The sequence below is a fragment of the Streptomyces sp. NPDC041814 genome, assembly GCF_055590565.1.
In genome coordinates, this window is record NZ_JBVJAM010000009.1 from 324706 (window position 1) to 345672 (window position 20967).

General features: G+C 71.4%; 20 protein-coding genes. 16 read left to right on the forward strand and 4 right to left on the reverse strand.

Features of this window, described 5'->3' with window-relative positions; all coding sequences use genetic code 11:
• Positions 1-50: 50 nt before the first annotated feature.
• Positions 51-845 carry a peptidylprolyl isomerase gene (locus ACZ6C6_RS23895; RefSeq protein WP_469205285.1) on the reverse strand — a complete coding sequence of 265 codons (795 nt, stop codon included), beginning with the start codon at positions 843-845 and terminating at the stop codon, positions 51-53.
• Positions 846-994: 149 nt separating this feature from the next.
• Between ACZ6C6_RS23895 and ACZ6C6_RS23900 the strand changes: the two genes are divergently transcribed.
• The 4 genes from ACZ6C6_RS23900 (at position 995) to ACZ6C6_RS23915 (ending at position 5329) form a co-directional block, all read left to right on the forward strand.
• Positions 995-1690: an MBL fold metallo-hydrolase gene (locus tag ACZ6C6_RS23900; protein WP_469205286.1), complete on the forward strand. Its 696-nt coding sequence runs from the start codon at positions 995-997 to the stop codon at positions 1688-1690.
• Positions 1691-1701: 11 nt separating this feature from the next.
• Complete coding sequence (gene hisS, locus ACZ6C6_RS23905; RefSeq protein ID WP_469205287.1) at positions 1702-2964, forward strand: histidine--tRNA ligase; 1263 nt, start codon at positions 1702-1704, stop codon at positions 2962-2964.
• Between the two features lie 279 nt (positions 2965-3243).
• Positions 3244-3879 carry a vitamin K epoxide reductase family protein gene (locus ACZ6C6_RS23910; RefSeq protein ID WP_365684138.1) on the forward strand — a complete coding sequence of 212 codons (636 nt, stop codon included), beginning with the start codon at positions 3244-3246 and terminating at the stop codon, positions 3877-3879.
• A gap of 70 nt (positions 3880-3949) precedes the next feature.
• Positions 3950-5329, forward strand: coding sequence for a replication-associated recombination protein A (locus ACZ6C6_RS23915; RefSeq protein ID WP_469205288.1), 1380 nt, complete (start codon positions 3950-3952; stop codon positions 5327-5329).
• 18 nt (positions 5330-5347) lie between these two features.
• Here the strand turns inward: ACZ6C6_RS23915 and ACZ6C6_RS23920 are convergent, their stop codons facing one another.
• Positions 5348-6049: a DUF2470 domain-containing protein gene (locus tag ACZ6C6_RS23920; RefSeq protein ID WP_469205289.1), complete on the reverse strand. Its 702-nt coding sequence runs from the start codon at positions 6047-6049 to the stop codon at positions 5348-5350.
• Positions 6050-6237: 188 nt separating this feature from the next.
• Here ACZ6C6_RS23920 and rpsD point away from each other — a divergent pair, with 188 nt between their 5' ends.
• Entirely contained in the window at positions 6238-6852 is a 615-nt protein-coding gene (gene rpsD, locus ACZ6C6_RS23925; protein WP_018524225.1) for a 30S ribosomal protein S4, read from the forward strand.
• Here the strand turns inward: rpsD and ACZ6C6_RS23930 are convergent.
• Complete coding sequence (locus ACZ6C6_RS23930; protein ID WP_469205290.1) at positions 6840-9044, reverse strand: ATP-binding protein; 2205 nt, start codon at positions 9042-9044, stop codon at positions 6840-6842. The two genes, rpsD and ACZ6C6_RS23930, sit on opposite strands and share 13 nt — an antisense overlap.
• Positions 9045-9258: 214 nt before the next feature.
• Here ACZ6C6_RS23930 and ACZ6C6_RS23935 point away from each other — a divergent pair, with 214 nt between their 5' ends.
• The 6 genes from ACZ6C6_RS23935 (at position 9259) to ACZ6C6_RS23960 (ending at position 15927) form a co-directional block, all read left to right on the forward strand.
• Positions 9259-9699, forward strand: a complete 441-nt coding sequence (locus ACZ6C6_RS23935; protein WP_469205291.1) for a DUF948 domain-containing protein — start codon at positions 9259-9261, stop codon at positions 9697-9699.
• Between the two features lie 7 nt (positions 9700-9706).
• Positions 9707-10060, forward strand: a complete 354-nt coding sequence (locus tag ACZ6C6_RS23940; RefSeq protein ID WP_469205292.1) for a DUF6167 family protein — start codon at positions 9707-9709, stop codon at positions 10058-10060.
• The gene (alaS, locus tag ACZ6C6_RS23945; RefSeq protein WP_469205293.1) at positions 10060-12729 is read left to right on the forward strand and encodes an alanine--tRNA ligase; all 2670 of its coding nucleotides are present in this window, start codon (positions 10060-10062) and stop codon (positions 12727-12729) included. Before ACZ6C6_RS23940 ends, alaS begins: the two co-directional genes overlap by 1 nt.
• Before the next feature lie 8 nt (positions 12730-12737).
• Positions 12738-13211 carry a Holliday junction resolvase RuvX gene (gene ruvX, locus ACZ6C6_RS23950; protein WP_450825087.1) on the forward strand — a complete coding sequence of 158 codons (474 nt, stop codon included), beginning with the start codon at positions 12738-12740 and terminating at the stop codon, positions 13209-13211.
• Between the two features lie 95 nt (positions 13212-13306).
• Positions 13307-15088 carry an endolytic transglycosylase MltG gene (gene mltG / locus ACZ6C6_RS23955; protein ID WP_469205294.1) on the forward strand — a complete coding sequence of 594 codons (1782 nt, stop codon included), beginning with the start codon at positions 13307-13309 and terminating at the stop codon, positions 15086-15088.
• A complete protein-coding gene (locus tag ACZ6C6_RS23960) occupies positions 15085-15927 on the forward strand; it encodes a shikimate dehydrogenase (protein WP_469205295.1) in 843 nt (280 codons plus the stop codon). The genes mltG and ACZ6C6_RS23960 overlap by 4 nt, the downstream gene beginning before the upstream one ends.
• Before the next feature lie 44 nt (positions 15928-15971).
• On the opposite strand, the gene ACZ6C6_RS23965 is transcribed toward ACZ6C6_RS23960, so the two are convergent.
• Positions 15972-16409, reverse strand: a complete 438-nt coding sequence (locus tag ACZ6C6_RS23965; RefSeq protein ID WP_469205296.1) for a hypothetical protein — start codon at positions 16407-16409, stop codon at positions 15972-15974.
• Positions 16410-16706: 297 nt separating this feature from the next.
• Here ACZ6C6_RS23965 and aroC point away from each other — a divergent pair, with 297 nt between their 5' ends.
• The 5 genes from aroC (at position 16707) to ACZ6C6_RS23990 (ending at position 20925) form a co-directional block, all read left to right on the forward strand.
• Positions 16707-17891 (forward strand): chorismate synthase, encoded by a 1185-nt coding sequence (aroC, locus tag ACZ6C6_RS23970; RefSeq protein ID WP_469205297.1) that lies wholly within the window; start codon positions 16707-16709, stop codon positions 17889-17891.
• On the forward strand, positions 17888-18430 hold the full coding sequence (locus tag ACZ6C6_RS23975; RefSeq protein ID WP_469205298.1) for a shikimate kinase: 543 nt from the start codon (positions 17888-17890) through the stop codon (positions 18428-18430). Before aroC ends, ACZ6C6_RS23975 begins: the two co-directional genes overlap by 4 nt.
• The gene (aroB, locus tag ACZ6C6_RS23980; RefSeq protein ID WP_469205299.1) at positions 18427-19521 is read left to right on the forward strand and encodes a 3-dehydroquinate synthase; all 1095 of its coding nucleotides are present in this window, start codon (positions 18427-18429) and stop codon (positions 19519-19521) included. Before ACZ6C6_RS23975 ends, aroB begins: the two co-directional genes overlap by 4 nt.
• Positions 19518-19958: a type II 3-dehydroquinate dehydratase gene (aroQ, locus tag ACZ6C6_RS23985; RefSeq protein WP_469205300.1), complete on the forward strand. Its 441-nt coding sequence runs from the start codon at positions 19518-19520 to the stop codon at positions 19956-19958. The genes aroB and aroQ overlap by 4 nt, the downstream gene beginning before the upstream one ends.
• A gap of 124 nt (positions 19959-20082) precedes the next feature.
• Positions 20083-20925 carry a Pro-rich N-terminal domain-containing protein gene (locus ACZ6C6_RS23990; RefSeq protein ID WP_469205301.1) on the forward strand — a complete coding sequence of 281 codons (843 nt, stop codon included), beginning with the start codon at positions 20083-20085 and terminating at the stop codon, positions 20923-20925.
• Positions 20926-20967: the final 42 nt, after the last annotated feature.

Consider the following 20967-nt stretch of genomic DNA (forward strand, 5'->3'; position numbering starts at 1 on the left):
CACTCAGCACGGCTGGATTTATTCGCCGCCCGGCCCGCCCGCCCCCGCAATCACACCTTGTCGACGGTCAGCTTCGAGATGTTCACTGCCTTCTTCGGCGCACCGTCGGGGCCGCCGCCGTCCACTCCGGCCTTGCCGACGGCCTCGACGGCCTTCAGCGACTTCGCGTCCATCGTGCCGAACGGCGTGTACGTGGGCGGCAGCTTGCTGTCCTTGTAGACCAGGAAGAACTGGCTGCCGCCGGTGTGCTCCTGCCCGGTGTTGGCCATCGCCACCGTGCCCGCCGGGTACGTCACCGAGCCGTCCGCGCCCGCCTTGCCCAGCGCGGTCAGGTTCTCGTCGGGGATGGTGTAGCCCGGACCGCCGGTGCCGTCGCCCTTGGGGTCACCGCACTGGAGGACGTAGATGTTCTCCGTGGTCAGCCGGTGGCACTTGGTGCCGTCGAAGAACTTCTTGTCGGCCAGCGACTTGAAGGAGTTCGTCGTGTGCGGGGTCTTCGACGCGTCCATGGTGAACGAGATGTCGCCCTGGCTCGTCTTGAGCGACATCGTGTACGTGGCCTTCTTGTCGATCTTCATCGCCGGCTCCGGCTTCGCCTTCTCCGTGGGGGAGGGCGACGTCTCGGCCGACGGGCTCTGGCTCGCGGCCGCGTCCGTCTTGTCCTTGTCGTCGTCCCCGCTGGTGGCGAGGTACGTCGCGCCCGCGATGACCGCCACCACGGCGACCGCCGAGGTGATGGCGAGCGTCAGCCGCCTCGTACGCTTCCGGGCGTCCTCCCGGCGCCGCTGCTGCCGCTCGTACTTCTCCCGGGCGAGCTGCCGCCGCCGCTGATCGCTGGTGACCACCGGGTGTTCTCCTTGTACGTCGTGTGTTCGGGCCTGGGTCGCCCCGTACCGTATATGGGTTAGCTGTGGAATGAGGAGCGCCGGTAGGCTCTGAACTGCTGTGACCTCACGGTCGCTCTTCCGCGCAGGACTACCGATTGAGGACGATCGTGCTGATTGCCGGGTTCCCCGCCGGGGCCTGGGGGACCAACTGTTACCTGGTCGCCCCCGCCGCGGGTGAGGAGTGCGTGATCATCGACCCGGGCCACCAGGCCGCCGCCGGAGTCGAGGAGACGCTGAAGAAGCATCGGCTCAAGCCCGTAGCCGTCGTCCTCACGCACGGCCACATCGACCATGTCGCCTCGGTCGTCCCGGTGTGCGGCGCGCACGACGTCCCCGCCTGGATCCACCCCGAGGACCGCTACATGATGAGCGACCCGGAGAAGGCGCTCGGCCGCTCCATCGGGATGCCGCTCATGGGCGAGCTCACGGTGGGGGAGCCGGACGACGTCCAGGAGCTGACCGACGGCGCACGGCTGAGCCTCGCGGGCATGGAGTTCGGCGTCTCGCACGCGCCCGGCCATACCAAGGGGTCGGTGACGTTCAGGATGCCCGAGAGCCCGGAGATCCCCCCGGTCCTCTTCTCGGGCGACCTGCTCTTCGCCGGCTCCGTCGGACGCACCGACCTGCCTGGCGGCGACCACGCCGAGCTCCTGGAGTCGCTGGCCCGTGTGTGCCTGCCGCTCGACGACTCGACCGTGGTGCTGTCCGGCCACGGCCCCCAGACGACCATCGGCCGCGAGCGCGCCACCAACCCGTTTCTGACCGGGATGACCGGTGCGGACGCGCCCCGACGAGGAATGTGACGAGAGCGACAGTGAGCACCTTCAAGGCCCCCAAGGGCACGTACGACCTGACCCCGCCGGACTCCGCGAAGTACCTGGCGGTGCGCGAGGCGATCGCCGCCCCGCTGAAGAACTCCGGCTACGGCTACATCGAGACCCCCGGTTTCGAGGACGTGGCACTCTTCTCGCGCGGCGTCGGCGAGTCCACCGACATCGTGACCAAGGAGATGTACACCCTCACCACCAAGGGCGGCTCCCAGCTCGCCCTGCGCCCCGAGGGCACCGCATCGGTGCTCCGCGCGGCCCTGGAGGCCAACCTCCACAAGCTGGGCAACCTGCCGGTCAAGCTCTGGTACTCCGGCTCGTACTACCGCTACGAGCGCCCGCAGAAGGGCCGCTACCGCCACTTCTCGCAGGTCGGGGCGGAGGCCATCGGCGCCGAGGACCCGGCGCTCGACGCCGAGCTCATCATCCTCGCCGACCAGGCGTACCGCGCGCTGGGCCTGCGCGAGTTCCGGATCCTGCTGAACTCGCTGGGCGACAAGGAGTGCCGTCCGGTCTACCGGGACGCGCTCCAGGGCTTCCTGCGCGAGCTCGACCTGGACGAGGAGACCCGTCGGCGCATCGAGATCAACCCGCTGCGCGTCCTGGACGACAAGCGCCCGGAGGTCCAGAAGCAGCTCACCGGCGCCCCGGTGCTGCGCGACTTCCTCTGCGACGCGTGCAAGGCGTACCACGAGCAGGTCCGCGACCTCCTCAACGAGGCCGGTGTGATCTACGAGGACGACGAGAAGCTGGTCCGCGGCCTCGACTACTACACCCGCACCACCTTCGAGTTCGTCCACGACGGTCTCGGCTCGCAGTCGGCGGTGGGCGGCGGCGGGCGCTACGACGGGCTGTCCGAGATGATCGGCGGCCCGGCGCTCCCGTCGGTGGGCTGGGCGCTCGGCGTCGACCGCACGGTCCTCGCCCTGGAGGCCGAGGGCATCGAGCTGGAACTGCCCTCCACCACCAGCGTCTTCGCGGTCCCGCTCGGCGAGGAGGCGCGCCGGGTGCTCTTCGGCGTCGTCACCCAGCTGCGCCGGGAAGGCGTGGCCGCGGACTTCGCGTTCGGCGGCCGGGGCCTGAAGGGCGCGATGAAGAGCGCCAACCGCTCGGGGGCCCGGTTCACGATCGTCGCCGGTGAGCGCGACCTGGCCGAGGGCCACGTCCAGCTCAAGGACATGGAGTCCGGCGAGCAGACGCCGGTCCCCGTCTCCGACGTGGTCGAGACGGTCCGCGCGCGCCTCGTCTGACGAAGCGTGGAGCGGGCGGGCGGTGCGCCCGCCCGCTCCACGTCAACTCGGTGGGCGCGGATTCATCCCGCACGGTGATTCCGTCCGTGCGGGATGTGACGCCCGAGGGAAGGGTGTGCGGGGCGGGACGGCCCCGTCGCGGCTGCGCGGCCCGGGATCCGCTTCCGGACGGGCCCACTGGGCCGCGTACGTCTTTATGTGCATCGAACGGAAGAGCGGCCGTGCCGTGCGGCACAATGACCCTGCCCCAGCAGGCTACTCAGTGACGGAAACGGCGATATGACGACTGCAGCGGTTGACCATCCCTCCTCCGACCAGGACGAGAGGGGCGGGAAGCGGACCATCGGCGGCAGCCGCGCACTGGCCATCCTGCTCATGATCACGGGCGCCGCCGGCACGCTCGCCGCATGGGTCATCACGCTCGACAAGCTCAAGATGATGGAGGATCCCTCCTTCGTCCCCGGGTGCAGCCTCAACCCCGTGGTCGCCTGCGGCAACATCATGAAGAGCGAGCAGGCGTCCGCTTTCGGCTTCCCCAACCCCTGGCTCGGCATGGTCACCTACCCGGTGATCATCGCCATCGGCCTGGCCCTGCTCGCCGGAGCCCGCTTCCGCCCCTGGTACTGGCTCGGCATGAACGCGGGCACGCTGTTCGGCGTCGGCTTCTGCACCTGGCTCCAGTACCAGTCGCTGTACAACATCAACTCGCTGTGCCTGTGGTGCTGCCTCGCCTGGGTGGCCACCATCTTCATGTTCTGCTACGTCACCACGCACAACATCCGGCACGGGATCATCCCCGCGCCCTCCTGGCTGCGCAACGGCCTCACCGAGTTCCACTGGGTGCCCCCGGTGCTGTGGATCGGCATCATCGGCATGCTGATCCTGACCCGCTGGTGGGACTTCTGGACCAGCTGACCATCGTCTCCCGCCGGGCCGGACCACCGGCCCGGCACCGTTGTCAGTGCGGTGACATAGGCTTCAGGACGTGGAGCCCGACCTCTTTACCGCCGCTGCCGAAGACCGCCAGGAGAAGGATCCGTCCAGCAGCCCGCTGGCCGTCCGGATGCGTCCCCGTACGCTGGACGAGGTCGTCGGCCAGCAGCATCTGCTCAAGCCGGGATCGCCCCTGCGCCGTCTGGTCGGGGAGAGCGGCGGCGGACCGGCCGGCCCCTCGTCGGTCATCCTCTGGGGCCCGCCCGGGATCGGCAAGACCACCCTCGCGTACGTGGTCAGCAAGGCGACGAACAAGCGGTTCGTGGAGCTCTCCGCGATCACCGCGGGCGTCAAGGAAGTCCGCGCCGTGATCGAGGGCGCCCGCCGCGCCACCGGGGGGTACGGCAAGGAGACCGTCCTCTTCCTGGACGAGATCCACCGCTTCTCCAAGGCCCAGCAGGACTCCCTCCTCCCCGCCGTGGAGAACCGCTGGGTCACCCTGATCGCCGCGACCACGGAGAACCCGTACTTCTCCGTCATCTCGCCGCTCCTCTCGCGCTCGCTGCTGCTGACACTGGAGCCCCTGACCGACGACGACCTGCGCGGCCTGCTGCGCCGTGCCCTCGGCGACGAGCGCGGTCTCGGCGGAGCGGTGAGTCTGCCGGAGGACGCCGAGGAACACCTGCTGCGCATCGCCGGGGGCGACGCCCGCCGCGCGCTGACCGCCCTGGAGGCCGCCGCCGGGGCGGCGCTGTCCAAGCAGGAGGAGGCGATCACGCTCCTCACCCTGGAGGAGACCGTCGACCGGGCGGCCGTGAAGTACGACCGGGACGGCGACCAGCACTACGACGTGGCCAGCGCCCTGATCAAGTCGATCCGGGGCTCCGACGTCGACGCGGCCCTGCACTACCTGGCCCGCATGATCGAGGCGGGAGAGGACCCGCGGTTCATCGCCCGGCGGCTGATGATCTCGGCCAGCGAGGACATCGGCCTCGCCGACCCCACAGCCCTGCCCACCGCGGTCGCGGCAGCCCAGGCGGTGGCCCTGATCGGCTTCCCCGAGGCAGCGCTCACCCTCAGCCACGCCACCATCGCCCTGGCCCTCGCCCCCAAGTCCAACGCGGCGACGCTGGCGATCTCCGCCGCCCGCGAGGACATCCGCAAGGGACTGGCCGGCCCGGTCCCGGCCCATCTGCGCGACGGCCACTACAAGGGCGCGGCCAAGCTGGGCCACGCCCAGGGCTACGTCTACCCGCACGACGTCCCCGGCGGCATCGCCGCCCAGCAGTACGCGCCGGACGCGGTGAGCGACAAGCAGTACTACCGCCCCACCCGCTACGGCGCCGAGGCGCGGTACGCGGACGTGGTGGACCGGGTCAGGGAGCGGCTGGGCCGGTCGGAGGGCGAGGACGGGACGGGCGGCACGGCCTGAGTCCCGGGCGCGTGCTCCTCAGCGCGCGGCGGCCGCGAAGAGCGTGTGCATGGCGTGGCTGAGTTCCACGACGTCCCGTACCGGCCGGGGGAACTCGAAGCGCGCGTCGAAGCAGCTGCCGCCCGGCTCGCGAAAGCGCACCCGCAGCCCGAGCCGGTCCAGGGCCAGGGGCACCACGTCCGGCCGGTGCTCGGCGCAGGTACGCACCGCCCGCTCGCCGAGCAGGCCGCACAGCGTCTCCAGCTCCTCGCGGTGTGCCGCGTACAGATGCTGGAGGAGCTCCGTCTCATGCGCGGCGAGCGGGTCGGGGGCGGCGTCGCGGAAGCGCTCGGCCTCGACATCCGTCACGCCCCACAGGTCGTCGATGTGGGCCTCGTGCGTCTCCAGGCGGAGCATCGACCGGCCGGGGCCCGCCATCCCGGGGACGGCGGTCAGCCAGCCGCTGACCCGGGCCCGGCCCCGGATACGGTGGGGTACGGCGACCGGAGCGACGTCCGTGATCTCCAGCACGGCGGGCAGCTCGTCGTCCTGGGCGTGCGTCGCGGCCCGTGCGACGGGGGAGTCCGCGGGGAATTCCAGGAACAGGTCGCCGTCCGGGCCCACGCCCCGGGACAGCGGCATGAGCTGGTCCGAGCCCGCGGATTCGAGCCCGGGAACGAGCAGCACCGCGGAGCAGGTACTCTGTACGAGAGTTCGTGTGCGCTCGGCTGCTGACGGCATCCGTGTGATTTCAAGCCCGCTGGGACGCGGCTGACCACGATCTGATCGGTCCTCCGTCATCTCGACGCCTTCAGGCGCGTCGATGCTGTCTGTGCTGTCCGTGACGTGTGTGGTGTTCCCAGGGCGAGACATGCGATCTCCTTGAGTAAGGTGAGCCTAACCTAACCTACAACGGAGGTCTGGAGAACGTGCCTAATCAGTCGCGTCCCAAGGTCAAGAAGAGCCGTGCGCTCGGCATCGCGCTGACGCCGAAGGCGGTCAAGTACTTCGAGGCCCGCCCCTACCCGCCGGGCGAGCACGGCCGCGGCCGCAAGCAGAACTCGGACTACAAGGTCCGTCTGCTGGAGAAGCAGCGTCTGCGCGCCCAGTACGACATCAGCGAGCGCCAGATGGCGCGTGCCTACGACCGCGCCAAGAAGGCCGAGGGCAAGACGGGCGAGGCGCTGGTCGTCGAGCTCGAGCGCCGTCTCGACGCGCTGGTCCTGCGTTCGGGCATCGCCCGGACCATCTACCAGGCCCGCCAGATGGTCGTCCACGGCCACATCGAGGTCAACGGCGGCAAGGTCGACAAGCCGTCGTTCCGCGTCCGCCCGGACGACGTCGTCCAGGTCCGCGAGCGCAGCCGTTCCAAGGTGCCCTTCCAGGTGGCCCGCGAGGGTGGCTACGACACCGACGGCGAGACCCCGCGCTACCTGCAGGTGAACCTGAAGGCCCTGGCCTTCCGCCTTGACCGGGACCCGAACCGCAAGGAAATCCCCGTGATCTGCGACGAGCAGCTCGTCGTCGAGTACTACGCCCGCTGATCCAGGCGTAGCCGCTCTTCACCGGCGCTCAGGCCCGCCCCTTCCCGTTCCCCGGGGAGGCGGCGGGCTTTCGCGTTCTCGCGCGCCAGCAGCGCCCGGGCGACCGCCGCGTCCGGCGCCAGCTCGCCGCCCGCGCCCAGCGCCGCGGCGTACCGCGCCCCGCCCAGCTCCCGCAGCGCCAGCTCCTCGCAACGGGCCCGCGGCGCCCCGTAGTACGCCGATCCGAACAGCGGCAGCCCCACCGACGGCCAGATCCGGTCGGCGGCCCCCTGGAGCAGCGCCGCCTCGGCCGCGTCCCCCTCGGTGACGGTGACCAGGGCCAGCAGTTCGAGGACGAGGACCGTGCCGAGCAGGTCGTGGAAGCCGTGGCTGATCGCCAGCGATTCGAGGAGCAGCCCCCGCGCCCGCTCCGGCTCGCCGCGCTCCAGAGTGGCGTAGGCCAGCACGTACAGCGCGTAGCTCAGGGCCCATCGCTCGCCGTGGTCCTCGCAGATGTCCCGGACCTCCTCGCAGATCGCGACGGCCCGCTCCGCGTCCCCCAGGAAGCCGGTGGCCATGGCCAGTTCGACCTGGGCCATCAGGACGTTGCTGTTCAGCTCGCCCAGTTCCCGGTAGCGGGTGAGCGCGTCGTCCAGGAGGCCCCGGGCGCGCTCCATGTCGTCGGTGACCAGGGCCAGGCACCCGGTGCGGTGCACGGCGTACGCGGCGGCGGTGGGGTCACCCGCCGCCTCGGCCTCCTCCCGGCACTCCGTCAGCGCGGAGATCGCCCCCACCGGGTCCCCCTGGAGGACGGCCACGTATCCCAGCACCCACAGGGCCTTCAGCCGGGAGGAGTCGTACGGGGTGTCCTCCTCCAGGACGTGCTCCAGCCAGTGCCGCCCCTCCGAGAGGCGCCCGCAGCCCACCCACAGAAACCACAGCGTGCCCGCCAGGTACTGGGCCAGATGCGCGTCCTGCGGGCTCTCCAGCGAGCATTCCATGGCCCGGCGCAGGTTGGGCAGCTCGCTCTCGGCCCGGGCCGCCACCTCCGCCTGCCGGGGGCTGAACCAGTCCAGCTCGCACCAGGTCGCGAGCCCCAGGAACCAGTCGCGGTGCCGCCGCCGCAGCCGGTCGGTGTCCCCGGTGGCGGCCAGCCATTCGGCGCCGTACTCGCGCACGGTGTCCAGCATCCGGTAGCGGGTGCCGGCGGGGGAGTCCTCGCGCAGCACCACGGACTGGGCCAGCAGCCCGGACAGCACGTCGAGCACCGAGTCGGCGGGCAGGTCGGGCCCGCTGCAGATGTATTCGACGGCCTCCAGGTCGAACTGCCCGGCGAAGACCGAGAGCCGGGCCCACAGCAGCCGCTGCGGCGGTGCGCACAGCTCATGGCTCCAGCCGATGGCCGTCCGCAGCGTCTGGTGCCGCTCCAGCGCCCCCCGGCTGCCGCCGGTCAGCAACCGGAAGCGGTCGTCCAGCCGTTGCAGCACCTGTTCGGTCGACAGGGCCCGCAGCCGGCCCGCCGCCAGCTCCAGGGCCAGCGGGATCCCGTCGAGCCGGCGGCACAGCTCCTGGGCGTGGGCGCGGCCGCGCTCGGTCAGCCGGAAGTCGGGGCGCACCCCGGCGGCCCGCTCGGCGAACAGCCGGAGCGCGTCCTCGTCGGTCATGGTCGCGAGCGGGTGGACGGCCTCGCCCGCCAGCTCCAGCGGCAGCCGGCCCGCCGCGAGGACCCGCAGCCGCGGGGCTCGGCGCAGCAGCTCCCGTACCAGCGCGGCGCAGTCGTCCACCAGGTGTTCGAAGCCGTCGATCACCAGCAGCAGGGCGCGGTCGGCGCAGTGCTCCACGATCGCGGCGCGGGGCGGCCGGGCGGTGTGGTCGGTGAGACCGAGCGCCTCGGCCACAGCGTGTTCCAGCAGTCCGGCGTCGTGGACGGCGGACAGCTCCACCAGCCACACCCCGTCGCAGTACCGTTTCTCCAGCAGGGCCGCGGCTCTGGTGACCAGGCGGGTCTTGCCGACCCCGCCCACCCCGGTCACGGTCACGAGCCGGGACTCCTCCAGCGAGTCGGCGAGAGCGGCCAGTTCGCTCTCCCGGCCGACGAAGTCGTTCAGCTCGGCGGGCAGATTGCCCGGGTGCGGATGTGCGGCGGTGTCGTCGGCGGCGGCCGGGGTACCGGAGTCGTCGGCGGGCGGAGAAGGGCGCTGAGGGCGTCGCATGAGACACGCAGAGTACTGGCTTGAAAGCGCTCCGTACAATCTCGTCGCCCGGATCCCCGTCGCCCGCCCCGGTCATGCGGTGCGGGGCGTGAGCCCCGGCGCGATAGGCTCGGGGAAGGTGACGGGCCACCACGACGGCCCTCGCCGGAGCAAGAGAACAAGACAGAGACAGACGACAAGCCAGAGAGCGCGGTGCACTGTGTCCGGTGGTGAGGTGGCCGGGATCCTGGTGGCCGTCTTCTGGGCGATCCTGGTTTCGTTCCTCGCCGTCGTGCTGGTGAGGCTCGCCCAGACGCTCAGGGCGACCACCAAACTCGTGGCGGACGTGACCGAACAGGCCGTCCCCCTGCTCGCGGACGCCTCCGCGACCGTACGCTCCGCGCAGACCCAGCTCGACAAGGTCGACGCCATCGCGACGGACGTGCAGGAGGTCACCTCCAACGCCTCCGCGCTCTCCACCACGGTCGCCTCCACCTTCGGCGGCCCGCTGGTCAAGGTCGCCGCGTTCGGCTACGGGGTCCGGCAGGCCATCGGCCGCCGGTCCGCTCCCGAACCGGAGGCGCGCTCCCGGCGCTCGGTGATCGTCGGCCGGACCGTCCCCTCCGCGCGCGGCAGGAAGCGCGGCGGCCGAAACTCCCGCGGATCGAAGGACTGACGCAGCGATGTTCCGCCGTACGTTCTGGTTCACCGCCGGCGCAGCCGCCGGGGTGTGGGCCACCACCAAGGTCAACCGGAAGATCAAGCAGCTGACCCCCGAAAGCCTCGCGGCGCAGGCCGCCGACAAGGCGATCGTGGCCGGTCACAAGCTGAAGGACTTCGCGCTGGACGTCCGCGAGGGCATGGTCAGGCGCGAGGCCGAACTCGGCGAGGCGCTGGGCCTCGAAGCGGCGGACGCCCGCGAACTGCCGCCGGCCCGCCACCCGGCCGTCGAGGCGGCCGACGCGGACCCGCACCCGGCCCCCGCCCCCTACCGCAAGCTCCCCTACCACTCGTACAACCGGAATGAGGACCACTGATGGAGTCGGCAGAAATTCGTCGCCGCTGGCTGAGCTTCTACGAGGAGCGCGGTCACACCGTTGTCCCTTCGGCGTCGCTCATCGCGGACGACCCGACTCTGCTGCTGGTCCCCGCCGGCATGGTGCCGTTCAAGCCCTACTTCCTCGGTGAGGTCAAGCCGCCCGCGCCGCGCGTCACCAGCGTGCAGAAGTGCGTGCGCACGCCGGACATCGAGGAGGTCGGCAAGACCACCCGGCACGGCACCTTCTTCCAGATGTGCGGCAACTTCTCGTTCGGCGACTACTTCAAGGAAGGCGCCATCGAGTACGCCTGGGAGCTGCTGACCAGCTCCGTGGCGGACGGCGGCTTCGGGCTCGACCCCGAGCGCCTGTGGATCACCGTCTACCTGGACGACGACGAGGCCGAGGCCATCTGGCGCGACAAGATCGGCGTCCCGGCCGAGCGCATCCAGCGCCTGGGCAAGAAGGACAACTTCTGGTCCATGGGCGTCCCCGGCCCGTGCGGTCCGTGCTCCGAGATCAACTACGACCGCGGCCCCGAGTTCGGCGTCGAAGGCGGCCCGGCCGTCAACGACGAGCGCTACGTGGAGATCTGGAACCTGGTCTTCATGCAGTACGAGCGCGGCGCCGGCGAGGGCAAGGACGACTTCCCGATCCTCGGCGACCTGCCCTCCAAGAACATCGACACCGGTCTCGGCCTCGAACGCCTCGCGATGATCCTGCAGGGCGTGCAGAACATGTACGAGACCGACACCCTGCGCGTCGTCATGGACCGCGCCACCGAGCTGACCGGCGTGCGTTACGGCGCCGCCGAGTCCACCGACGTCTCGCTGCGCGTGGTCGCGGACCACATCCGCACCTCCGTCATGCTCATCGGCGACGGCGTCACCCCCGGCAACGAGGGCCGCGGCTATGTGCTGCGCCGCATCATGCGCCGCGCCATCCGCAACATGCGCCTGATGGGCGCCACCGGCTCCGTCGTCCGCGAGCTGGTCGACGTCGTGGTCACCACGATGGGGCAGCAGTACCCGGAGCTCGTCACCGACCGCAAGCGCATCGAGACCGTCGCGCTCGCGGAGGAGGCCGCCTTCCTCAAGGCCCTCAAGGGCGGCACCAACATCCTGGAGACCGCCGTCACCGAGACCAAGGCCGCCGGCGGCACGGTCCTCGCCGGCGACAAGGCGTTCCTGCTCCACGACACCTGGGGCTTCCCGATCGACCTCACCCTGGAGATGGCCGCCGAGCAGGGGCTCTCCGTGGACGAGGACGGGTTCCGCCGCCTCATGCAGGAGCAGCGGGCCAAGGCCAAGGCGGACGCCAAGGCCAAGAAGACCGGCCACGCCGACCTCTCCGCCTACCGCGAGGTCGCCGACAACTCCGGCGTCACCGAGTTCACCGGCTACACCATGACCGAGGGCGAGTCGACGATCGTCGGCCTCCTCGTGGACGGTGTCCCCTCGCCCGCCGCCACCGAGGGCGACGAGGTCGAGGTCGTCCTCGACCGCACCCCGTTCTACGCCGAGGGCGGCGGCCAGCTCGCCGACCAGGGCCGCATCCGGCTCGACAGCGGCGCCGTCATCGTGATCCGCGACGTCCAGCAGCCGGTCCCGGGCGTCTCCGTGCACAAGGGATCCGTCCAGGTCGGCGAGGTCACGGTCGGCGCGTCCGCGTACGCGGCCATCGACTCCACCCGCCGCCGCGCCATCGCCCGCGCCCACAGCGCCACGCACCTCACGCACCAGGCGCTGCGCGACGCGCTCGGCCCCACGGCCGCCCAGGCCGGTTCGGAGAACTCCCCGGGCCGCTTCCGCTTCGACTTCGGTTCGCCCGCCGCCGTTCCCGGCACGGTCCTCACCGACGTCGAGCAGAAGATCAACGAGGTCCTGGCCCGCGAGCTCGACGTGCAGGCCGAGGTCATGTCGCTGGCCGAGGCGAAGAAGCAGGGCGCCATCGCGGAGTTCGGCGAGAAGTACGGCGAGCGGGTCCGGGTCGTCACGATCGGGGACTTCTCCAAGGAGCTCTGCGGCGGTACGCACGTCCACAACACCGCCCAGCTCGGCCTGGTCAAGCTGCTCGGTGAGTCGTCCATCGGGTCCGGCGTGCGCCGCATCGAGGCCCTGGTGGGCGTCGACGCGTACAACTTCCTGGCCAGGGAGCACACGGTCGTCGCCCAGCTCCAGGAGCTGGTCAAGGGCCGTCCCGAGGAGCTGCCGGAGAAGATCGCGGGCATGCTCGGCAAGCTGAAGGACGCCGAGAAGGAGATCGAGAAGTTCCGCGCGGAGAAGGTCCTCGCGGCCGCCGCCGGTCTCGTGGACTCCGCGATCGACGTCCGGGGCGTCGCCCTGGTCACCGGCCAGGTCCCGGACGGCACCTCCGCCGACGACCTGCGCAAGCTCGTCCTCGACGTGCGCGGCCGCATCCAGGGCGGCCGACCGGCCGTCGTCGCGCTGTTCACGACGGCCAACGGGCGCCCGCTGACCGTCATCGCGACCAACGAGGCGGCCCGCGAGCGCGGCCTCAAGGCCGGCGACCTCGTCCGTACCGCCGCCAAGACCCTCGGCGGCGGGGGCGGCGGCAAGCCGGACGTCGCGCAGGGCGGCGGCCAGAACCCGGAGGCGATCGGCGACGCCGTCGCCGCCGTCGAACGCCTCGTCACCGAGACGGCGTGACACCGGACATGACGCAGATGCGCCGAGGTCGCCGGCTGGCGATCGACGTCGGGGACGCCCGGATCGGGGTCGCCTCGTGCGACCCCGACGGGATCCTCGCGACGCCGGTGGAGACCGTGCCGGGACGCGATGTCCCGGCCGCCCACCGGCGGCTGGGGCAGATCGTCGCGGAGTACGAGCCGATCGAGGTCGTCGTCGGGCTGCCGCGCTCCCTGGGCGGCGGCGAGGGCCCGGCCGCCGCCAAGGTCCGCGCCTTCGCCGATGTGCTCGCCCGAGCGGTCGCACCCATTCCGGTGCGCTTGCTGGACGAGAGGATGACCACAGTGACGGCAAGCCAGGGGCTGCGCGCCTCGGGCGTGAAGTCCAAAAAAGGCCGATCCGTCATCGACCAGGCTGCCGCTGTGGTGATCCTGCAGAACGCTCTGGAGTCGGAGCGCGCTTCGGGCAATCCGCCGGGCGAGGCCGTCGAAGTAGTGGTCTGATCGCAATACGGTAACGTTCCGCGCGATGCGGCGGTGTTCGAACAAACACCGCACAGCAAAGAGACGGAACATCGTCTCGCGGCTCAAGGGGATCGATGACTGAGTATGGCCGGGGCCCCGGCTCCGAACCGTGGCATCCCGAGGACCCCTTGTACGGGGACCAGGGGTGGGGCGGCCAGCAGCCTGCCAACGGCCAGGTCCAGTACGACGGCCAGAACCAGTACGGCGCCCAGCAGCAGTACCCGCAGGGCCAGGGCCACTACGACCCGTACCAGCAGCAGCCGCAGGACCCGTACGCGCAGCAGCAGTACCAGCAGCAGGATCCCTACGCGCAGCAGCAGCAACAGCCGCAGGACCCGTACGCCCAGCAGCAGTACCAGCAGCAGGCGTACGGGAACCAGCACCCGCAGGACCCGTACGGGCAGCAGCCCCAGCAGCCGCAGCCCGGCTACGACACCGGCTGGGACACGGGCCAGCAGGCGGTGCCGCCGTACGAGGGGCAGCCCGTCGCCACGTACGGCTACGGCGAGACGAACGACTACTACGGAACCCCTGAGGCGTACCCGCCCCCGCAGCCCCCGGGCCGCCGCGAGGCCGCACCGGCCCCGGCCCCGGCTCCGGAGCCGGCCCCGGACTGGGACCCGGAGGAGCCGCCGGAGGAGACCCACCCCTTCTTCACGGGTGTGGACGAGAAGGACGACCGCAAGGCGCCCCGGGACGACGACTACGACGACGATGACGACGACCGCGACACCCGCGACGGGGGCGGCGAGCGTCGGGGCAAGGGCAAGAAGAAGAAGGGCCGCAGCGGCTGCGCGTGCCTGGTCGTCTCCCTCGTCCTGGTCGCCGGCGTCGGCGGCGCGGGCTACTACGGCTACTCCTTCTACCAGGACCGCTTCGGCCCCGCCCCGGACTACTCGGGCAGCGGCTCGGGCTCGGTCGAGGTGGAGATCCCGAAGGGCGCGTTCGGGTACGACATCGGCAACATCCTGAAGAAGGCGGGCGTCGTGAAGAGCGTCGACGCCTTCGTCTCGGCGCAGAACGAGAACCCGAAGGGCAAGGGGATCCAGGCCGGGGTCTACCTCCTCCACTCGCAGATGTCGGCGGCCGAGGCCGTGAAGATGATGGTGGACCCGAAGAGCCAGAATCTCCTGATCATCCCGGAGGGCACGCCGAACCGGCTGGTCTACGCCTCCATCGACACCAAGCTGGGCGTCGCCAAGGGAACGACCGCCAAGGTGGCCAAGAAGGAGTCCGGCAGCCTGGGCCTCCCGGGCTGGGCGAAGAACCACGAGGGCGTTCTCGACCCTCTGGAGGGCTTCCTCTACCCCGCCGCCTATCCGGTCACCAAGGGCATGAAGCCGGAGACGGTCCTCAAGTCGATGGTCTCCCGCGCCAACGAGGAGTACGAGAAGGCCGACCTGGCGGAGAACGCCAAGAAGCTCAAGCTGGAAAGCCCCTGGCAGCTGATCACCGTGGCGAGCCTCGTCCAGGCCGAGGGCAAGTACAAGCACGACTTCGACAAGGTCGCGCGGGTCGTCTACAACCGGCTCAAGCCCAACAACGTCGAGACCAACGGGCTGCTCGACTTCGACTCCACGGTGAACTACGCCAAGAAGCAGAGCACGCTGGATACCGGGGCCGTCTCGGACCTCCGGAACTTCAAGCACCCGTACAACACGTACTACATCCATGGCCTGCCGCCGGGCCCCATCAACAACCCCGGTGACGCGGCCCTGCAGTCCGCCATAAAGCCCACCCCCGGCCCCTGGTACTACTTCGTCTCGGTGACCGAGGACAAGACGGTCTTCGCCGTGACCAACGAGGAGCACGAGCGGAACCGCGAGAAGTACAAGAAGGAGCAGTCGGGTCAGTGAGCACCCAGCACCGAGCGGCCGTCCTCGGCTCGCCCATCGCCCACTCGCTCTCCCCGGTCCTCCACCGGGCCGCCTACGCCGAACTCGGCCTCGACGACTGGTCGTACGGCCGGTTCGAGGTCGACGAGCAGGCGCTGCCCGGGTTCATCGAGGGGCTGGACGGCAGCTGGGCCGGGCTTTCGCTGACCATGCCGCTGAAGCGGGCCGTCATCCCGCTGCTCGACGGGATCACCGCCACCGCCGCCTCCGTCGAGGCCGTGAACACCGTGGTCTTCGGCGAGGACGGCCGCCGCACCGGCGACAACACCGACATCCCGGGCGTGGTCGCCGCCCTGGGCGAACGCGGCGTCGAGAAGGTCGAGTCCGCCGCCATCCTCGGCGCCGGCGCCACCGCGTCCTCCGCGCTGGCGGCGCTGTCCGGCATCTGCGCCGGACCCGTCACCGCGTACGTCCGCAGCGCGGCCCGCGCCGACGAGATGCGCGGCTGGGGCGAACGGCTCGGCGTCGACGTCCGCATCGCCGACTGGGCCGAGGCCGACCGGGCGCTGACCGCGCCCCTCGTCATCGCGACCACCCCCGCCGGCGCGGCCGACGCGCTGGCCGGGGCCGTGCCGGAACGGGCAGGCACTCTCTTCGACGTGCTGTACGAGCCGTGGCCGACCCGGCTCGCCTCCGCCTGGGCCAACCATGGCGGCGCAGTCGTCGGAGGCCTCGACCTCCTCGTGCACCAGGCGGTCCTCCAGGTCGAGCAGATGACGGGGCTGGGCGCCCCGCTCGGCGTCATGCGTGCCGCGGGAGAAGCGGCGCTGACCGGGCGCTCGCAGAACGTCTCCCTCTGACACACCGGCGCCGCCCCCCGGGAGGACACGGCGCCGCGGGAGACTCAGGTCTCGATGTTGACCAAGCAGGTCTTGTAGGTCACGATCTCGCTGCCCTCCTTGTTGGCGACCTGGATGCCGATGCTGTAGAGCCCGGCGTCGGTCTGGGCGGTGGTGTACCACGTGCGACCGCCCGGAGACCCGCCGTCGTAGGAGTGCCAGGCCCAGTAGGTGACGCCGCCGCCGTAATTGTGGGAGATGAAACGGACCTCGGGATGGTGGCCGTCCGCCGAGATGTCGAGGGCGGTGAGCGACAGGTCGATGGAGTCGATGGTGCCGTTGCTCCACCACCGGTAGCCGAGCTCGCCCTGGGCGCCGCCCGAGGTGCAGGTCAGGTAGCGCCAGTCGGAGTTGCCCGTGGGGCCGGCGTACGCGGTGCCGCCGAGCGTGACCGACAGGGCCAGGGCGGTGCCCATGGCGAGGGATATCAGCGATTTACGCATGCGAGTCATCCTTGTGAATCAAGTGTGCGCAATTGTTGTGGCGTGATTTTCACAGGCTCCTGATAAGGCGTCAAACTACTTTCAATTTGTCTCTTCATTTGCCTTGTATGGCATATGAATGAGTGAATGAAATGAATTTCCCGTTTGGTCTGGTCGGTCGTGCCCGGGACAGGGCCGTCCGTCTGCTGGACCGGCGGCGGGCCGGGCGCCCCGGTCGTGGGAGGATCGGGGGCGGCGGGCCAGGGCCGCGCACCCGGTCGCGCCGCTGGATTTCAGGCGCGAGCATGAGGAGCACCGTTGAGCAGGTTGCGCTGGCTGACCGCGGGGGAGTCGCACGGCCCCGCACTGGTGGCGACGCTGGAGGGCCTTCCCGCCGGCGTCCCGGTCACCACGGAGATGGTGGCGGACGCGCTCGCCCGGCGACGGCTCGGCTACGGCCGCGGTGCGCGGATGAAGTTCGAGCAGGACGAGGTCACCTTCCTCGGCGGTGTCCGGCACGGCCTGACCATGGGCTCCCCGGTCGCCGTGATGGTCGGCAACACCGAGTGGCCCAAGTGGGAGCAGGTCATGTCGGCCGACCCGGTCGACCCCCAGGTGCTGGCCGAACAGGCCCGTAACGCCCCGCTGACCCGGCCCCGCCCCGGCCACGCCGACCTCGCCGGGATGCAGAAGTACGGCTTCGACGAGGCCCGCCCGGTCCTGGAGCGCGCCAGCGCCCGGGAGACCGCCGCCCGCGTCGCCCTCGGTGCCGTCGCCCGGTCCTACCTCAAGGAGACCGCGGGCATCGAGATCGTCAGCCACGTCGTGGAGCTGGCCGCAGCCAAGGCGCCGTACGGGGTCTACCCCGTCCCCTCCGACGTGGACCGGCTCGACGCAGACCCGGTGCGCTGCCTCGACGCCGACGCGAGCAAGGCGATGGTCGCCGAGATCGACCAGGCCCACAAGGACGGCGACACCCTCGGCGGCGTCGTCGAGGTGCTGGCGTACGGCGTGCCCGTCGGCCTCGGCTCGCACGTCCACTGGGACCGTCGGCTCGACGCCCGCCTCGCCGGGGCGCTCATGGGCATCCAGGCCATCAAGGGCGTCGAGGTCGGCGACGGCTTCGACCTCGCCCGGGTGCCCGGGTCCAAGGCGCACGACGAGATCCTGGTGACCGAGGACGGCATCAAGCGCGCTTCCGGCCGGGCCGGCGGCACCGAGGGCGGCCTCTCCACCGGCGAGCTGCTGCGCGTCCGCGCCGCGATGAAGCCGATCGCCACCGTGCCGCGCGCGCTGGCCACCGTCGACGTGGTGACCGGTGAGCCCGCCAAGGCCCACCACCAGCGCTCCGATGTCTGCGCCGTCCCGGCCGCCGGGATCGTCGCCGAGGCGATGGTCGCCCTGGTCCTGGCCGACGCGGTGGCGGAGAAGTTCGGCGGCGACAGCGTCCCCGAGACCCGCCGCAACGTGACGTCGTACCTCGACCACCTCCAGATCCGATGACCGGACCCCTGGTCGTCCTCGTCGGACCCATGGGCGTCGGCAAGTCCACGGTCGGCGAGCTGCTCGCCGACCGGCTGGGCACCGGCTACCGGGACACCGACGCGGACGTCGTCGCGACCGCGGGCAAGCCCATCGCCGAGATCTTCTACGACGAGGGCGAGGACCACTTCCGGGCGCTGGAGCGGGAGGCCGTCCGCGCCGCTGTCGCCGAGCACACCGGCGTCCTCTCGCTCGGCGGCGGGGCCGTCCTGGACGAGTCGACCCGCGCGCTGCTCGCCGGCCACCCGGTCGTCTACCTCTCGATGGACGTGGACGAAGCGGTCAAGCGGGTCGGGCTCAACACCGCCCGCCCGCTGCTCGCGGTCAACCCGCGCCGGCAGTGGCGCGAGCTGATGGAGGCCCGCCGGCACCTCTACACCGAGGTCGCCCGCACGGTCGTCGCCACCGACGAGCGCACACCCGAAGAGGTCGCCCAGGCGGTCCTCGACGCACTGGAGTTGCCGGACGGGGCCCCGTCCGGCCGGGAGAACACACCATGACCCAGCAGGCACCCACCCGCGTCCGCATCGCAGGCAGCGCGGGCACCGACCCGTACGAGGTACTGATCGGCCGGCAGCTCCTCGGCGAGCTGCCCGGGCTCATCGGTGAGCGGGCCAAGCGGGTCGCGGTCCTCCATCCCGAGGCGCTCGCCGAGACCGGTGAGGCGGTCCGCCAGGATCTCGCCGGCCAGGGCTACGAGGCCATCGCGATCCAGCTGCCCAACGCGGAGGAGGCCAAGACCGTCGAGGTCGCCGCCTACTGCTGGAAGGCGCTCGGCCAGACCGGCTTCACCCGCACCGACGTCATCGTCGGCGTCGGCGGCGGCGCCACCACCGACGTGGCGGGCTTCGTCGCCGCGTCCTGGCTGCGCGGGGTGCGCTGGATCGCCGTACCGACGACCGTGCTCGGCATGGTCGACGCGGCCGTCGGCGGCAAGACCGGCATCAACACCGCCGAGGGCAAGAACCTCGTCGGCGCCTTCCACCCCCCGGCCGGTGTCCTCTGCGACCTGGCCGCCCTGGACTCGCTGCCCGTCCACGACTACGTCTCCGGCATGGCCGAGATCATCAAGGCCGGCTTCATCGCCGACCCGGTGATCCTCGACCTGATCGAGCAGGACCCGCAGGCCGCCCGGACGCCCGCCGGACCGCACACCGCGGAGCTCATCGAGCGCTCCATCCGGGTCAAGGCCGACGTCGTGTCCAGCGACCTCAAGGAGTCCGGTCTCCGCGAGATCCTGAACTACGGCCACACCCTGGGCCACGCGATCGAGAAGAACGAGCGCTACAAGTGGCGCCACGGCGCCGCCGTCTCCGTCGGCATGGTCTTCGCCGCCGAACTGGGCCGGCTGGCCGGCCGCCTGGACGACGCCACCGCCGACCGGCACCGGGCGATCCTCGAATCCGTCGGGCTGCCCCTCACCTACCGGGGCGACCAGTGGCCCAAGCTGCTGGAGAACATGAAGGTCGACAAGAAGTCGCGCGGGGACCTGCTGCGGTTCATCGTCCTGGACGGCCTCGGCAAGCCCGTCGTCCTGGAGGGCCCCGACCCGGCCGTCCTGCTCGCCGCCTACGGGGAGGTCTCGGCATGACCCGCCGGGTCCTCGTGCTCAACGGCCCCAACCTCGGCCGCCTCGGCTCCCGCGAGCCCGACGTCTACGGCTCCACGTCGTACGCCGGGCTCGTGGAGGCGTGCCGCACCCTCGGCAAGGAACTCGGCTTCGACGCCGACGTGCGCGAGACCAACGACGAGGGCGAACTGATCCGCTGGCTCCACGAGGCCGCCGACGGATCGATTCCGGTCGTCATCAACCCCGGTGCCTTCACGCACTATTCGTACGGCATGCGGGACGCGGCCGCCCAGCGCACGGCCCCGCTGATCGAGGTCCACATCTCGAATCCGTACGCGCGGGAGGAATTCCGCCACACCTCGGTGATCGCCCCGGTCGCCAGCGGAACCGTGGCCGGATTCGGCATCGGTTCCTACCGTCTCGCCCTGCGCGCCCTGGCGGAGGAACTCGCGGACTGAGCAGGCCCTCACGGAGCGCCGGGCACTTCGTACCTGTCCCGGCCGTTGTCCGTGTGGCGGCCGGGGAAGGTACGGTTGCCGTTGCACCAGCGCCAGTTGCCTGTACGAGACGGAGTTGCACCGGATGCAGCACGCAGTGGGGGCCCCGCTGCCTCCGCCCCAGGGTCCCGGAAACGGCCCCGCCGGCTGGTCGCACCAGGCCCAGCACCCCGGCCCGCCGCACCAGCCCCCGGCCGGGCACCCCGGGCCGCCGCCCGCGGGCCCGCCCGCGCCGCAGGGGCACGGCTGGAGCGGACCGGCGCCGCAGCAGGCCCCGGCCCCGGTCGCCCGTGAGACCACCGGGCACATCCAGCTGCCGCCCGGCAGGCCCGTACCGCTGCCGGCGCCGCCCGCCGGGCCCGGCACGGGCAACGCGACGCTCGCGGTGCTCCTCATCGGCCCGGCGGGCGCCGGCAAGACCACGGTCGCCCGGCTCTGGGCGGCCCGCCGCCGGGTGCCCACCGCCCACGTCAGCCTGGACGACGTCCGGGAGTGGGTCTGCTCCGGCTTCGCGGACCCGCAGGCCGGGTGGAACGACCAGTCGGAGGCGCAGTACCGCCTGGCCCGCCGCACCTGCGGCTTCGCCGCCCGCAACTTCCTGGCCAACGGGATCTCCTGCATCCTGGACGACGCCGTCTTCCCGGACCGGCCGGTCGTCGGCCTCGGCGGCTGGAAGCGGCACGTCGGTCCCGGGCTCCTGCCCGTCGTGCTGCTGCCCGGCCTGGAGATCGTCCTGGAGCGCAACGCCGAGCGCAGCGGCAACCGCCGCCTCTCCGACGAGGAGGTCGCCCGCATCCACGGCCGGATGGCCGGCTGGTACGGCTCCGGGCTCCCGATCATCGACAACTCGACGTACGACGTGGAGACCACCGCCCGGGTCCTGGACGACATACTCGCCCGGTCCCTGGCCAGCCCCCCTTCCTGGTGAGGCGGCGGCCGCCCCCCGGTCGGCTGCGCCCGCCGGGCGGAC